The 13,877-nt window shown below is 69.7% G+C and carries 9 protein-coding genes; 3 read left to right on the top strand and 6 right to left on the bottom strand.

The genetic code is table 11. The features are described 5' to 3' along the window. Positions 1-79 precede the first annotated feature (79 nt). Both VD659_RS08240 and VD659_RS08235 read left to right on the top strand, forming a co-directional pair. Complete coding sequence (locus VD659_RS08240) at positions 80-532, top strand: hypothetical protein (protein ID WP_423260631.1); 453 nt, start codon at positions 80-82, stop codon at positions 530-532. A 10-nt stretch (positions 533-542) separates the two neighbouring features. Then, positions 543-1,511 (top strand): quinone oxidoreductase family protein, encoded by a 969-nt coding sequence (locus VD659_RS08235; protein WP_423260630.1) that lies wholly within the window; start codon positions 543-545, stop codon positions 1,509-1,511. 28 nt (positions 1,512-1,539) lie between these two features. Here the strand turns inward: VD659_RS08235 and VD659_RS08230 are convergent, their stop codons facing one another. From VD659_RS08230 to VD659_RS08210, 5 genes are all read right to left on the bottom strand, one after another. Beyond that, the gene (locus VD659_RS08230; protein ID WP_423260629.1) at positions 1,540-3,342 is read right to left on the bottom strand and encodes a glycoside hydrolase family 35 protein; all 1,803 of its coding nucleotides are present in this window, start codon (positions 3,340-3,342) and stop codon (positions 1,540-1,542) included. Next, the gene (locus VD659_RS08225; protein ID WP_423260628.1) at positions 3,335-4,912 is read right to left on the bottom strand and encodes an alpha-N-arabinofuranosidase; all 1,578 of its coding nucleotides are present in this window, start codon (positions 4,910-4,912) and stop codon (positions 3,335-3,337) included. The genes VD659_RS08230 and VD659_RS08225 overlap by 8 nt, the downstream gene beginning before the upstream one ends. An 80-nt stretch (positions 4,913-4,992) precedes the next feature. Then, positions 4,993-6,345 (bottom strand): ABC transporter substrate-binding protein, encoded by a 1,353-nt coding sequence (locus VD659_RS08220; protein ID WP_423260627.1) that lies wholly within the window; start codon positions 6,343-6,345, stop codon positions 4,993-4,995. A 95-nt stretch (positions 6,346-6,440) separates the two neighbouring features. Then, on the bottom strand, positions 6,441-7,250 hold the full coding sequence (locus tag VD659_RS08215) for a carbohydrate ABC transporter permease (RefSeq protein ID WP_423260698.1): 810 nt from the start codon (positions 7,248-7,250) through the stop codon (positions 6,441-6,443). Between the two features lie 136 nt (positions 7,251-7,386). After that, the gene (locus VD659_RS08210) at positions 7,387-8,295 is read right to left on the bottom strand and encodes a carbohydrate ABC transporter permease (RefSeq protein WP_137837964.1); all 909 of its coding nucleotides are present in this window, start codon (positions 8,293-8,295) and stop codon (positions 7,387-7,389) included. Positions 8,296-8,464: 169 nt separating this feature from the next. Here VD659_RS08210 and VD659_RS08205 point away from each other — a divergent pair, with 169 nt between their 5' ends. Beyond that, entirely contained in the window at positions 8,465-9,451 is a 987-nt protein-coding gene (locus VD659_RS08205; protein WP_423260626.1) for a LacI family DNA-binding transcriptional regulator, read from the top strand. A gap of 111 nt (positions 9,452-9,562) precedes the next feature. On the opposite strand, the gene VD659_RS08200 is transcribed toward VD659_RS08205, so the two are convergent. After that, entirely contained in the window at positions 9,563-13,702 is a 4,140-nt protein-coding gene (locus tag VD659_RS08200) for an RICIN domain-containing protein (protein ID WP_423260625.1), read from the bottom strand. Positions 13,703-13,877 lie beyond the last annotated feature (175 nt).

The raw sequence follows: 13,877 nt of genomic DNA, 5'->3' as shown, positions 1-13,877 counted from the left end.
TCCCGTCACACCGCCCGCGCCGCCGCACCGTGCGGTCACCTCACACCGGCGCGCGCTGCGTCGTCACAGCAGCATGACCATGACCGCACGCCGCATCATCCTCGCCGTCACCGCCGCCATCGGGCTCTTCGTGGGAGCCTGGGCGGCCTTCTGGCCCCGGGAGTTCTACGACGCCTTCCCGGGCCTCGGGCGCATCTGGATCGCCGTCGACGGCCCCTTCAACGAGCACCTCATCCGCGACGTCGGCGCGCTCTACCTCGCCCTGGCCGGCGCCAGCGTGGCGGCGATCTTCTCGCGCACACCGGATGCCGCCCGCGCGGTGGGCGTGGCCTGGACCGTCTTCGGCGTCCCCCACCTCGCCTACCACCTGGCCCACCTCGAGTCGCTGGCGCCCCTCGACGCCCTGGGCAACATCGTCTCCCTCGGCGGCTGCCTCGCCCTCGGCCTGGTGCTGATGCTCCCCGGCCCCCGCCGTACGACCCGGCCCGCGCGGGGCGTCACACTCGGGCGACGGGGGCCCCGCCCTGATTAGCATGGGCAGCATGACATGGCAGGTGCAGTACCGGGAGTTCGGCGGCCCCGAGGTGCTCGAGTTCGTGGAGGTGCCGACGCCCGCCGCGCCGGCCGGCGGTGTGGTCGTGGAGACCCGGGCCATCGGGGTGAACCCGATCGATTCCAAGCTGCGGTCGGGGCTGCGCAAGAGCAGCCCGATCGCCGCACCGCGTGTACCGGGGTCGGATGCGGCGGGCATCGTGGTCGAGGTCGGTGCCGGCGTGAGCGACTGGGCGGTGGGCGACGAGGTGATCCTGCGCGGCGCGCACGGCGCCTACTCGACCCACGTCGTCGCCTCCGCCGGGCAGTTGGTGCAGAAGCCCGCCGCCGTGGGGTGGGACGAGGCGGCGGCGATCGGCATCCCGGCCAGCACCGCCTACCAGGCGCTGCGGTCGCTCGGCGTCGAGCAGGGTTCGACGCTGCTCGTGCACGGCGGGTCGGGAGCCGTCGGGCAGGCGGCGGTGCAGTTCGCCCGCGACTGGGGCGCCTCCGTCGTCGCCACGGGGAGCGAGGCCAACCAGGAGCGCCTGCGCGAGCTGGGCGCGATTCCCGTCGTCTACGGGCAAGGGCTGACGGAGCGCATCCTCGAAGCACTGGAGCACGCCGGGCTGGAGGGCATCGACCGTGTACTCGACGCCGCCGGCACCGACGAGGCGCTCGAGACGTCGTTCGAGCTCGTCGCCGACCGCTCGGACATCGGCACGATCGTGGTGGGCGCGCGCGCCGCCGAGCTCGGCATCCGGGCATGGGCGGGCGGGAGCCCGGTTCCGCTCACCGAGGAGGAGCAGGCCCTGCGCGCCGAGGCCTACGGGGTGACCGCCGAACTGATCGAGCTCGGCGACTTCGAGGTCGAGATCGGTGCCCGCTACCCCCTGGCAGAGGCCGCAGCCGCCCAGGTCGCGAGCCTCTCCGGCACCCACCGCGGCAAGATCATCCTCTCCCCGCTGCCCCTGCCCTGACCCCGGGGGCCAGGGCAGGGCCTTCCACCTAGAAGTCGGTGTGGCCGAGTTCGTGGTGGGGCGCGAAGCCGACGCAGGCCGTGGCCGCGTGAAGCTCGAAGACCACGATCTCGTTGCCGGTGGCGCGCAGCGCCGACCCGGGAACGTAGAGCGTCGCCTGCGGACCGCGCGACCAGTAGCGACCGAGGTTGAAGCCGTTGACCCAGACCACGCCCTTGCCCCACGAGGTGGTGTCGAGGTAGAGGTCGGGCAGAGCGCCGGATGCGTCCGCCGCACCCGCCGGCAGGTCGAACTCCCCGAAGGCGAACGCCGGTCCACCGAAGGCCGCACCGACGATCTCGGTGACCCCCGCCGAACCCTCGCGCAGCGCATCCGCCACCGGAGTGATGTCGCCGAGGTCGAGCCCCAGCACCTCCCAGCGCAGGAGCGGCTCGCCGTTCAGCAGCGCGCCGCCGATGAGTCCCTTGGCCTCGCCGATGCGCGGGCCGTAGTTGACCCGGCCCTGGTCTTCGACGAGCAGCTCGAGCACGCCCCGGGCGTCGTCGGGCAGCGCGATCGACACGTCGTGGTGGTCGCGCGCGAGCACGCCGAGCGGCCGGCCGTCGAGCGTCACGATGGCGCGGTCGCGCACCTCGCCGAAGCTCAGCACGCCCGGCCCGGAGAGGGAGATCTCCGCGCGGTAGAGGGCGAACCCGTCCCACCGGCCGATCGCATCCATGGTGGGCAGGTGGTCGTACCAGTCCCAGGCGCCCACGAGGGGGGCGGCGGATGCCAGCCCCAGCGAGCGGGTCAGCGGCGTCTTGAACGACGGCGAAGCCGGGGCGGGCGTCGGCTGCGCCGAGCCCACCACCGCACCGTGCTTCTCGAGCACCGACCGGAACGCCCAGTACTTCTCGTTCGGGTTGCCGGCCTCGTCGAGCGGGGCGTCGTAGTCGTAGCTCGTGATGGTGGCCTGGTAGACGCCCTTGTCGTTGGCGCCGTTGGTGAAGCCGAAGTTCGTTCCGCCGTGGAACATGTAGATGTTCACGGATGCGCCCGCCGAGAGCAGGTCGTCGAGGTCCGCGGCGGCCTGCGCGACCGAGGTGGTGTGGTGGTGCGCACCCCAGAAGTCGAACCAGCCGTCCCAGAACTCCGAGCACATCAGCGGACCGGTGGGCTGGTTGGCCCGCAGCGTGGCGAGACGCTCGGTGGCGCGCGAGCCGAACGACCCGGTCTTGTGCAGGCTCGGCAGGCTGCCGTCCTGCAGCATCTGGTCGGTGGGCTGGTCGACCGTGGTGAACGGCACCGTGAGCCCGATGCGGCGGTTGAGGTCGACGAGCTTCTGCAGGTAGACCTTGTCGGAGCCGTAGGCGCCGTACTCGTTCTCGATCTGCACGAGGATGATGGGCCCACCGCGGTCGATCTGCCGGGGCACGATCACGGGGGCGATCTGCTCGAAGAAGGTGTCGACGGCGGCCAGGTACTTCGGCTCGTCGCGCCGCACGCCGACTCCCTCCTGGGCGAAGAGCCAGGCCGGCAGTCCGCCGTTGTCCCACTCGGCGCAGATGTAGGGGCCGGGGCGCACGATGGCGTACATGCCCTCGGCGGCCACGTCGTCGAGGAAGCGGCCGAGGTCGAGACCGCCGCTGAGGTCGAACTCGCCCTCGGTGCGCGCGTGCGCGTTCCAGGCCACGTAGGTCTCGATGGTGTTGAGCCCCATCTCCTTGGCCTTGCGGATGCGGTCGCGCCACTGGTCGGGATGCACCCGGAAGTAGTGCAGTGCACCAGCCAGGATGCGGAAGGGTTCGCCGTCGAGAAGGAAGTGCTCCTCGCCGATCTCGAAGTCAGCCACGGGATGCCACCGTTTCGTCGGAGTGGGAAGGGTCGGATGCCGCGCCGAAGACGAAGACCGTCCAGGAGAGCGCGGGAAGGGTTGCGCCGACGAGGCTCGACGCCCCGTCGGGTGAGGGTGTGATCGTCACGCCGGCGAGCTCGCGCGGCGCCACGGGCTGCTCCGTCGCCGTGTTGCTCGTGTGGCGGTCGCCGCCCTCGGGCACGCCGAGGGTCGACGCGCGCTGCAGCCGCAGGCCGGCGCCGGGCAGCAGGGCCTCGAGCGCGAGCTCCTCGGTTGCCGAGCGGTTCACGGCGAAGAGCGTGACGGTGCCGGAGTCGTCGACCGTCGCGACGGTGTCGAGAACCTCGACAGCGCCGTACTTCGCCGTCTCGTAGCGCGGCGACGCGACCGAAGGCCGCACCACCTGCCCCGAGGCGAGCGCCGCCGTCAGCTGGAACGGGAAGAAGGTGGTCTGCCGCCAGGCGGGGCCGTTCGGCTCGCTCCGGATGGGGGCGATCACGTTCACGAGCTGAGCCAGGTTGGCCATCGAGACGCGGTCGGCGTTGCGCAGCAGCGAGATGAGCAGCGAACCCACGACCACCGCATCCGTCACCGAGTACTCGTCCTCGATGAGCCGCGGATGCGCGGGCCAGTCGCCGTTCATCACGCGCGGCTTGTCGATCTCGTTCCAGCGGCGCTGGTACCAGACGTTCCACTCGTCGACGCTGATGCCCACCGGGGCCGCGCCGGTCTCGGCGGCGACCTCGTCGATGATGGCGGCGACGGTGGCGATGTAGCGATCGAGGCCGGCGCCGGAGGCGAGGAAGCTGTCGACGTCGCCGTCCCATTCCTCGTAGTACGCGTGCAGCGAGATGTGGTCGACGAGCCCCGCGGTGTGGCGCAGCACGGTGCGCTCCCACTCGCCGAAGCTCGGCATCTCGGCGTTGGAGGAGCCGGCGGCCACGAGCTCGACCGTCGGGTCGATGAACTTCATCAGCCGCGCCGACTCGGCGGCGAGGCGGCCGTACTCCTCGGCGGTCTTGTGACCGATCTGCCACGGGCCGTCGACCTCGTTGCCGAGGCACCACAGACGGATGCCGAAGGGCTCGGGCGTGCCGTCGGCCGCCCGGCGCTCGGAGAGCGCGGTTCCGCCGGGGTGGTTGGCGTACTCGAGCACGTCGGCCGCCTCGGCGATGCCGCGGGTGCCGAGGTTCACGGCGTACATCAGCTCGAGCCCGGCATCGGATGCCCAGCGGGCGAACTCGTGCAGCCCGACCTCGTTGGTCTCGACCGAGTGCCAGGCGGCGTCGAGCCGCACGGGGCGCGACGCGACCGGGCCGACGCCGTCCTCCCAGCGGTAGCCGGAGACGAAGTTGCCGCCCGGGTAGCGCGCCGTGGTGGCACCGAGCTCCTGCACGAGGGCGAGCACGTCGCCGCGGAACCCGGCCGCATCCGCGGTGGGGTGCCCGGGCTCGTAGATGCCTTCGTAGACGCTCCGGCCCATGTGCTCGACGAAGGTGCCGAAGATGCGACGGGGAACGGGCCCGATCGCGGTGCCGGGGTCGACCTCGAGTCGTGCGTGGAGCATCCGGAGCCTTTCAGAAAAGAGGGGAGAGCAGAGAGAACGCGGCGGTCCCGGGGAACCGCCGCGTTCGCACTGCGAGGGGACTACTTGACGGTGAAGCCCTGCTGGTTGCCGTAGTCGACCAGCTGCTTCTGCCAGGTCTGCAGACCGACGTTCAGATCGGAGTTGTTCTCGTACGCCTGGCCGACGGTGTCGCCGAAGATGCTGTTGGCGTAGACCTGGTAGGGCAGGTACTGCCATCCGGTGGGCACGTTCTTCGACGCGTCGACGAGGACCTCGTTGATCTTCTGGCCACCGAAGTAGTCAGGAGCCTGGGCGAGGAAGTCGGGCGACGAGAGCTCGGCCGTGGTGGAGGGGAAGCCGCCCGAGGCGAGGAAGACCTTGATCGACTCCGGGTCGGAGTTCAGCCAGCGCAGGAAGGCCGCGGCGAGAGCCGGGTTCTTGCTCTGCTTGAGCACGACCTGGCCGCCACCACCGTTCTCGGCGGTCACCGGGGTGCCGTCGTAGGTGGGCATCGGGGCCACACGCCAGTCACCGGAGGCCGCGGCCACCGAGGACTCGAGCACGCCGGGCATCCAGGCGCCGGTGAGCAGCGTCGCGATGCTGCCGTCGCCGAGGCCCTTGTACCACTCGTCGCTCCAGCCGGGGGTGGTGGAGAGGAGCTTGCTCTCGACGAGCTTGTTCCAGGAGTCGGCCCACTTCTTCGAGCCGGTGTCCTGCAGGTTGACGCTGACGTCGGTGCCGGATGCGGTGAACGGGTTTCCGCCCGCCTGCCAGATCATCGAGGTGGCGAAGCCGGCGTCGCCGGTGTCGCTGGTGATGTACTTGGTGGGGTCGGCGGCGTGCAGCTTCTCCGCGGCGGCGATGTACTCGTCGTAGGTGGTGGGCACGGTGAGGCCGTACTGGTCGAAGACCTTCTTGTTGTAGAACATGGCCATGGGGCCCGAGTCCTGCGGCAGGCCGTAGATCTTGCCGCCGAAGGCGACCGAGCTCCAGGGGCCGGCGCTGTACTGGCTCTGCAGGTCGCCGAAGCCGTAGCCGGTGAGGTCGACGAGCGAGTCGGAGAGCGCGAACTGCGGGATGGCGTAGTACTCGACCTGGGCGACGTCCGGAGCACCCGAGCCCGCGGTGATCGCGTTCTGGAGCTTCGTGTACTCGTCCTTGTTGGTGCCGGCGTTCACGAGGTTGACCGTGACGTTCGGGTAGGCCTTCTCGAAGGCGGCGACCTGGGCCTCGCCCGAGGGGGTCCAGCTCCAGTAGGTGATGGTGCCGCCGGTCTTGAGTGCGGCGTCGAGGTCGGCGGCGCTGCCGGCCGCTCCGCCCGAGGTGCTGGTGCTGCCGGAGGCGCACGCGGTGAGGCTCAGCCCCACGGCCAGCGCCGATGCGGCGACGACGGCGACACGACGCAGTGCCTTCCGCTTGATGATGGAACTCATCAGTGGTCTTCCTTTCGATTTCACTTCGTTGTAAATGGGCAGGACGCCCGGGTGGGTGGGTACAGCGGGGTGTCAGTGCGCGATCGCGGGGGCGATCACGCCTTGACGCTTCCTGCGCTCAGGCCGGACTGCCAGAAGCGCTGGAGGAAGAGGAAGGCCACCACGATCGGCACGATCGTGAGGAGTGCGCCGGTGATGACGAGGTTGTAGATCGGCTGGGCGGCCACGCCGGTGGCCTGGGCGCTCCACTGGCTCAGACCCACGGTGAGGGGGTACCAGGTGGGCTCCGACAGCATGATCAGGGGCAGGAAGTAGTTGTTCCAGGTGGCGACAACCGCGAACAGCAGCACCGTCACGATGCCGGGCATCAGCAGCCGCAGCGAGATCGTGAAGAAGGTGCGGAATTCGCTGGCCCCGTCCATCCGGGCCGCTTCGAGCACCTCGGTGGGAACCGCATCCACCGCGTAGGTCCACACCAGGTAGAGGCCGAAGGGGCTGATCAGCGACGGCAGGATGACGGCCCACGGCGTGTTCGTGAGGCCGAGCTGGCTGAACATGAGGAACGTCGGCACCGCGAGCGCGGTTCCCGGGATGGCGACGGCGCCCAGCACCACCGCGAACACGGCCTTGCGGCCCGGGAAGTTGAACTTGGCCATGCCGTAGCCCGCCAGGGTGGCGAGCAGGGTGGCGCCACCGGCGCCGACCACCACGTACATCAGCGTGTTGCCGAACCACTGGATGAAGATGCCGTCGCGGTAGGTCAGGGTCTCGTAGATGTTCTGGAAGAGGTTGAAGTCTTTTCCGAACCACAGGCCGAAGCTCGAGAACAGGTCGTCCTGCGACTTGGTGGCGTTGATGATGAGCCAGAGCAGCGGGACGATCGAGTAGATCACGAACACGGCCATGACGATCGTGAGCACGATCGACTTGCGCTGGCGCTTCTTCGGGTTGGTGGAGCTCTGCACGTAGTTCAGGCGGCGCGGCTTGCGGCGCACAGGGGCGTCTGCGGGGCTGGCGGGCACGGATGTTGCGGCGCTCAACTCAGCGCACCTCCTGTCGGGAACCGCGCAATTGCACGATGTAGGCGATGACCGCCGTGATGATGCCCATCACGATCGCGACGGTGGCCGAGTAGTTGAACTGCTGGCCGGCGAACGAGAGGTTGTAGGCGTACATGTTCGGGGTGAAGTAGCTCGAGATCACGTTCGGCGCGAGGTTCTTCAGCAGGTTCGGCTCGTTGAAGAGCTGGAAGCTGCCGATGATCGAGAAGATGGTGGCGATCACGATCGAGCCGCGCAGGGCCGGGATCTTGATGCCCGAGATGATGCGGAACTGGCCGGCTCCGTCGATCTCGGCCGCCTCGTAGAGCTCGGTGGGGACCACCTTGAGCGCCGCGTAGAAGATGAGCATGTTGTAGCCCATGAACTCCCAGGTGACGATGTTGCCGATCGACGCCAGGATCCACTCCGAGGAGAAGGGCTGGAAGAGGTCGAAGCCGATGAACTTGTTGAGCGAGCCGGTGAGGCCGAACTGGTTGCCGTAGATGAATCCCCAGATCAGGGCGGCGACGACGCCGGGAACCGCGTAGGGGAGGAAGATCGCGATGCGGAAGAAGCCGCTGCCGTGCAGGCGCAGGCTGTCGAGGGCGAGCGCGGCCACCAGCGAGAGCACCAGCATGATGGGCACCTGCACCAGCAGGAAGAGGGTCACGCGGAACAGCGACTCCCAGAACTTCGAGTCCTGGAACAGGGTGACGTAGTTGCTGAGGCCGACGAAGCCCGAACCGCCGACGAGCTGCTGACGGAAGAGGGTGAGGACGATCGCGTACACGACGGGAGCGACCAGGACGCCGAGGAAGACGATCATGAAGGGGCCGACGAAGCCCCATCCGCGCCAGTCGCGCTTCGCGCGGCGCTTGGGCCGCGCCGTGGTGACTGCGATAGACGCCATCGTCACTCCTCTTCGTTGAAAAACAGTTCATCATGTTTACGTCAACATGAACGAAGTGAGCATAACATGTTGGCGTAACCATGCAAGTGCCCGTGCGGCATTGACCACTCCAGGGAGAACTGTGAGCGAAACGCTCCAAAGCGATGAGAGACGACGACGTCCTCCGTCGATGGCCGATGTGGCCCATCACGCCGGGGTGTCGTCGCAGACCGTCTCCCGCGTGTCCAACGGTCTGTCCAACGTCGACGAGTCCACCCGGCAACGCGTGCTCGATTCGATGCAGGCGCTCGGCTACCGGCCGAACGGGGCGGCCCGGGCCCTCAAGAGCGGTCGTTTCAACACCATCGGCGTCATCATGTTCACGCTCGGGACCCTCGGCAACATGCGCACCCTGGATGCGATCGCCACCGAGGCGGCCAAGGCCGACTACTCGCTGACGCTCATCCCCCTCCCCGACCCGACGCTCGGCGCGGTGAGCGGCGCCTATCGCCGGCTCAGCGACCAAGCGGTCGACGGTGTGGTCATCGTGTTCGAGGCCGCGCTGCTCGACAAGGGCGACATCACGCTGCCGCCCGGTCTGCCCGTAGTGGTCATCGACTCCAACTCGGGCTCGGGCTACCCGGTCGTCGACACCGACCAGGCCGAGGGCGCCCGCAAGGCCACCCAGTACCTGCTCTCGCTCGGCCACAGCCAGGTGTTCCACGTGGCCGGTCCGCCCACCTCGTTCTCGGCCGTGCACCGCATCGAGTCGTGGCAGGCCACCCTCCTCGCGGCCGGCATCACGCCACCCGAGGTGCTCCACGGAGACTGGACCACCGAGTCGGGCTACCGGCTCGGGCTGGAGCTGGGGCGCCGCGACGACGTGACGGCGATCTTCGCCGCGAACGACCAGATGGCGCTCGGCGTGCTGCGCGCCCTGCACGAGCTCGGCCGCGACGTGCCGGGCGAGGTGAGCGTGGTGGGCTTCGACGACATGGAGGAGGCGCACTCCTTCTGGCCGCCGCTGACCACCGTGCGGCAGAACTTCGCCGACGTGGGCCACGTGGCCATGGCGAACCTGCTGGCCCAGATCGCGGGCGAGCGGGGAGTGGCCGGCACCACGACGGTGCCGACCGAGCTCGTGGTGCGTGACAGCACGGGGCCCGCGCCCCGCTGACCCGGCCCGTGTCGCGCCACGCGACTGATCGGCCGGCACCGAACGCACGAAGACCGGGCGGCCCCTCGAGAGGGACCGCCCGGTCTTGTCGTCTCCGGGTGCCGGTCGGCGTCAGCCTACGCGGCGGCGGCGGATGACCAGGGCACCTCCCGCGATCGCGGCGAGCGCCCCGAGGGCCACGAGCAGCAGCAGGATGCCGTCGGCACCCGTCTGCGGCAGCGACCCGCCGTTGCCCGAACCGGAGCCCGCGGCATCCGCCACCGGCACCGCCGTCACGCCGCCGGCCTCGACGACCACCGCGACCGAGGCGAGCTCGGTGCCGCCCATCGTGAGCACCAGGTGGTGGGTGCCCGCGGTGGCGTCGGCGGGAACGACGCCCGAGAGGGCGAGGCTTCCGTCGGCGGCCACGGTGCCGCTCGCGAGCTGCACCACGTCGGAGTGGAACTCGAACGCGATCTGTGCGCCCGCGGTGGCTTCGCGGATGTTCGCCGTGACCGTCTGGCCCGGCTTCACGACGGCTCCGTCGATCACCGCGGCGCCCGAGGCGTCGGTGAAGGCGAAGGTCGAGCTGCCCGGCGTTCCGGGGTTGCCTCCCGGGTCGCCGCCGTTGCCCGGGTTGCCGCCCGGCTCGCCGGGGTTGCCTCCCGGGTTGCCCGGGTCGACGTCCGCGGCCTGCACGACGACACCCTCCGAGGAGGCCGGCTGCGAGGCCGTGTAGCCCACGGCACCCGAGGGCGCCGACGCCGTCACGGTCACCGCGACCGAGTGCGCCACGTCGGCGGCGCCGAGCAGGTAGCTGCCCGTCGTCGCGCCGTCGATCGCGGCGCCGTCACGCGTCCAGACGAAGGCGAGCTGCGCATCCGCCGGGTCGGTCACAGCCGCCGCGGTGAGCGTCTGCCCCGCCTTGGCCACACCGGACACGGTCGGCGTCTGGAGCACCACGGTGCGCGAGAACGTCACCGAGTACTCCTTCACCGTCGTGCCGTCTGCCGCCGTCACGGTCACGGTCGCGGTGGGCGCCGCATCGGTCGCCTGCACCACCGACACGCGCGCTGCGGTGTCGACGGCGACGGCCGCCACCACCGGCAGACGCGATCCCGCCACGGCCACCGAGTAGGAGCCCTGCGCCGCGTCGAAGCCGGCGATGGATGCTCCGTCGGCCGAGAGGGCCGCCAGCGACGCCTCCGTGGAGACCCCGGCCGCCTTCGCGTAGACCTCGACCTCGGAGACCACCATGTGGGTGTTCGCCTTCGCCGTCAGCACGGCGCGCACCTGCGTGGCCTGCACCCCGCCGAGGTCGACGTCGACGACGGGCGCCTTGCCGTCGGACGGCGTCGCCACCACGATCGGCGTCGCCGTGGCCGGCACCCACGCACCCGCCGGCGTCTGGTACTCCACCGAGAGGGCGTCGGGCCAGCTGAGCGTCGAGCCGTCCTTGTAGAAGTACAGCATCACGTGGTCGACCACCTTGGTCGAGCCGAGGTTGTAGCTCAGGGTGTCGGAGAGCGGCTTGTTCGTGCTGCGCCAGTTCGACCAGCCCTTGTCGTCGATCACCCGGTTGCGGGTGCGATCGACCGGGTAGCCGCTCTCGGTGGAGGTGGCCGTAGCCGTGGTGGTGGCATCCGGCGCGATGTTCGTCGACACCGGGGTGGTGAGGATGACCGACAGCTTCGCCGCGAGCGGCGCCGCGGCCGGATCGTTCGACACGGCCGAGCCCGTCACGGTGACGACACCGGTCGAGGCGAACGAGGCATCCGTCACGCCAGACCAGTCCCAGGTGACGGCCGCGGGGTAGCTCGTCGAGCTGGCCCCGATGCGCGCCGGAACCGTGGTGGGCGCACTCGCCGCGAGCGCCGACAGGGGCACCCCGGCGTAGCTCGTCACCGAGACCGGATCGGTGGTGGTGAAGCCGCCCACCTCGACGGTGGCCGTGGCGTTCGTGAACGCGGTGCCGAACAGGTCGGTTCCCGAGCCCTGCACCGTGACGGTGCCCGCCTGGTTCCAGTCGATGCCCTCGGTGTTCCAGGTGACGGCCGTGGCGGCGCCGGCACCGCTGCGGTACTGCGGCACGACGGTGCCGGGCAGGGTCGGGGCGATGCCCGCGATGGTGTTCACCGAGACCGGCGCGAAACCGGTGAGGGCGGTGTCGCGGAAGCTCCACGCCTGGTTGGCGCCGTTGTTGGAGTCGTAGACGTTGACCGGGGAGCCCTCGGCGGTGGCCTGTCCGGGCACTTCGAGCGCCTTGGGCAGCGCTCCGTTCACGAGCGACCAGCTGGAGCCGTTCGTGGTGGTGAGGATCCACTGGCTCGACGCATCCGCCGCCGCCTGCTCCGCGGTCTGGTCGCGCAGCACGACTCCTGCCGAGGTGGCGGCGAGGACCTTGCCGTTCGCGCTCGTGAGCACGTAGCGCTCGTGGTTGGTTCCGCCGCCGGTCAGCTGCTTCACGGTCCAGAGCTGGCTCGCCGCGTTGCCGAGGGTGGTGGCGTTGATGGTCGCGCCCGGGGTCGCGCCGGTGGCGACGGCCGTGTTCGGGGTGAGCGTCTTGCCGCTCTGCGATCCGACGATCTGGTACTTGTGGCCGTCGACGAGGGGCGCCGCGGTGTCGGCGACGCCGCTCACGCCCGAGATCACGAAGGTCGACACCGACTTGGCCGGCACCGTGACGACCGCGCTCTTCGAGGCCGCGTCGACCCGAACGGATGCGCCCTGCACGAGGGCGTTCTTCGTCACGTCGTCGGCGGGCGACTCGGTGGTCACGATCGGGGTCAGGGTGGCGCCCGGCGCGATCGTGCCGAACTTCGACAGGTCGACCGTGATGGTGCGGGCGGTGGAGTCGGGGTTGGCGTGCACCAGGGTCACGCCGGTGCCGTCGGCCGTGACGGCCGTCGTGGTCTGCGTGTTGGTGGACGGGATGATGTGGTCGCCCGGGTGGATGTAGTGCGTGAAGTTGCGGATGGTGTTGTACTTCGCGTTGGTCTGCACCTTGCACGACGGGTCGGCGTCGTGGTCGGCGAGCCGGCGCACCGAGTTGCCGTCGGCGTTGCAGTCGAAGTCGATCTGCACCGAGCCCCAGTTGAGCTTCTCGACCTTCTGCATGTTGTAGGCGTCCTCGACCGGCTGCCAGAGCACCCAGGCGCTCGGCTCCAGTTCACGCAGGTCGTCGGTGATGCGCGCGGCGACGCCCAGGCCGTTGTTGATGTTGGTCTGGTTGTTGACGCCCGAGCCGTCCCAGTCGCCCTCGATCTCGCTCATCCACAGGTCTTTGCCCGCGGTCTTCGCGATGTCGCGGGCGACGGTGCGGCCGCTCGTGCCGTAGGTGTGCACGTTGAGCTGCGACACCTCGGACTTGGCCTCGGCCGACCAGCCGTTCCAGTCGGTGGCGAAGATGCTGGGATTGGTCTCGTCCATCGCCGAGATGATGGCGTCGGTCGTGGTCGAGTCCTTCGCGAGCTCGGCGGAGAGGGCCTTGATCACCTGGTCCTGCAGCGCGGGGCCCATGTGGGCGCCCTCCTGGCCGCCCTGCTTGGGCCAGCCGGTGGCGGAGTCGATGTTGGTGCCCCAGTAGTTGGTGTTCGGCTCGTTGAAGGGGTCGATCGAGTCGAAGCTGATGCCCTCCTGCGCCTCGACCGACTGCACCACGGTCTTGAGGTAGGTGACGTAGTCGGCGATGCTCGAGGTCTTCAGCTGGTCGGCGCTCGAGTTGGTGCCGCCCGAGACGAAGCCGCTCTGGGTCATGAAGTAGGGCGGCGAGTTGCTGAAGGCCTCCCACTTGGTGATCTTGTCCTTCAGCTGGCTCACCCACCAACGCTGGGTCTGGTCGGCGGTGAAGTCGTACGAGGCCGGGTCGTCGGCACGCCAGGCCGCCGCGTAGCGGTCGCGGTCGGCGTAGTTCGAGGTGATGGGCCCCTGGCTGTCGGTGGCGGCGAGGTCGGGGTTCCACCAGCCGTCGACCGCCGCGCCCTGGCGCAGGTACGGCGGCACGTCGGAGGCGTTGCCGCCGCCGATGTTGTAGCGGGCGATGTTGAGGTTCAGCCCGTCTTCGCCGAAGACCTTGTCGAAGAGCTCCTGGCGCACAGCCGGCGGGTAGTCGCCGGTGGCGTTGGCGAACCAGACCAGGCTCGTGCCCCAGCCCTCGAAGGCGTCGTTCTGGTAGGCGGGATTGGGGGTGATGGTGACAGGGGTCCCGGTCGCGGCGGAGGCCGGTGCGGAGGTGAATCCGCCGAGGCCGCCGGTGAGCGCTGCTGCACTCATCGCGATCGCTGTGAACCCCGCCAGCGCGCCCGTTCGGGCTCGTGACGACAGTGTCATGGGGGTGGTGCCTTTCCTCCATTGGAAAGCAGCCGGAATCCTCCGACCGCGAGTGTTTACGTCAACATGTTGGCAGAGGCACGAATGGTGACGCAAACATTTTTCTTCGGATGTCGAC

The sequence above is a fragment of the Herbiconiux sp. 11R-BC genome (assembly GCF_049472555.1).
GTDB lineage: Bacteria > Actinomycetota > Actinomycetes > Actinomycetales > Microbacteriaceae > Herbiconiux.
This window is presented reverse-complemented; position numbering and strand designations above follow the sequence as displayed.

What these genes read in the sequence shown, in the direction of transcription:
- VD659_RS08220 (WP_423260627.1), bottom strand. Translation starts at nt 6,345, where the DNA reads ATGAGTTCCATCATCAAGCGGAAGGCACTGCGTCGTGTCGCCGTCGTC.
- VD659_RS08240 (WP_423260631.1), top strand. Translation starts at nt 80, where the DNA reads ATGACCGCACGCCGCATCATCCTCGCCGTCACCGCCGCCATCGGGCTC.
- VD659_RS08215 (WP_423260698.1), bottom strand. Translation starts at nt 7,250, where the DNA reads ATGGCCGTGTTCGTGATCTACTCGATCGTCCCGCTGCTCTGGCTCATC.
- VD659_RS08235 (WP_423260630.1), top strand. Translation starts at nt 543, where the DNA reads ATGACATGGCAGGTGCAGTACCGGGAGTTCGGCGGCCCCGAGGTGCTC.
- VD659_RS08205 (WP_423260626.1), top strand. Translation starts at nt 8,465, where the DNA reads ATGGCCGATGTGGCCCATCACGCCGGGGTGTCGTCGCAGACCGTCTCC.
- VD659_RS08225 (WP_423260628.1), bottom strand. Translation starts at nt 4,912, where the DNA reads ATGCTCCACGCACGACTCGAGGTCGACCCCGGCACCGCGATCGGGCCC.
- VD659_RS08210 (WP_137837964.1), bottom strand. Translation starts at nt 8,295, where the DNA reads ATGGCGTCTATCGCAGTCACCACGGCGCGGCCCAAGCGCCGCGCGAAG.
- VD659_RS08200 (WP_423260625.1), bottom strand. Translation starts at nt 13,702, where the DNA reads ATGAGTGCAGCAGCGCTCACCGGCGGCCTCGGCGGATTCACCTCCGCA.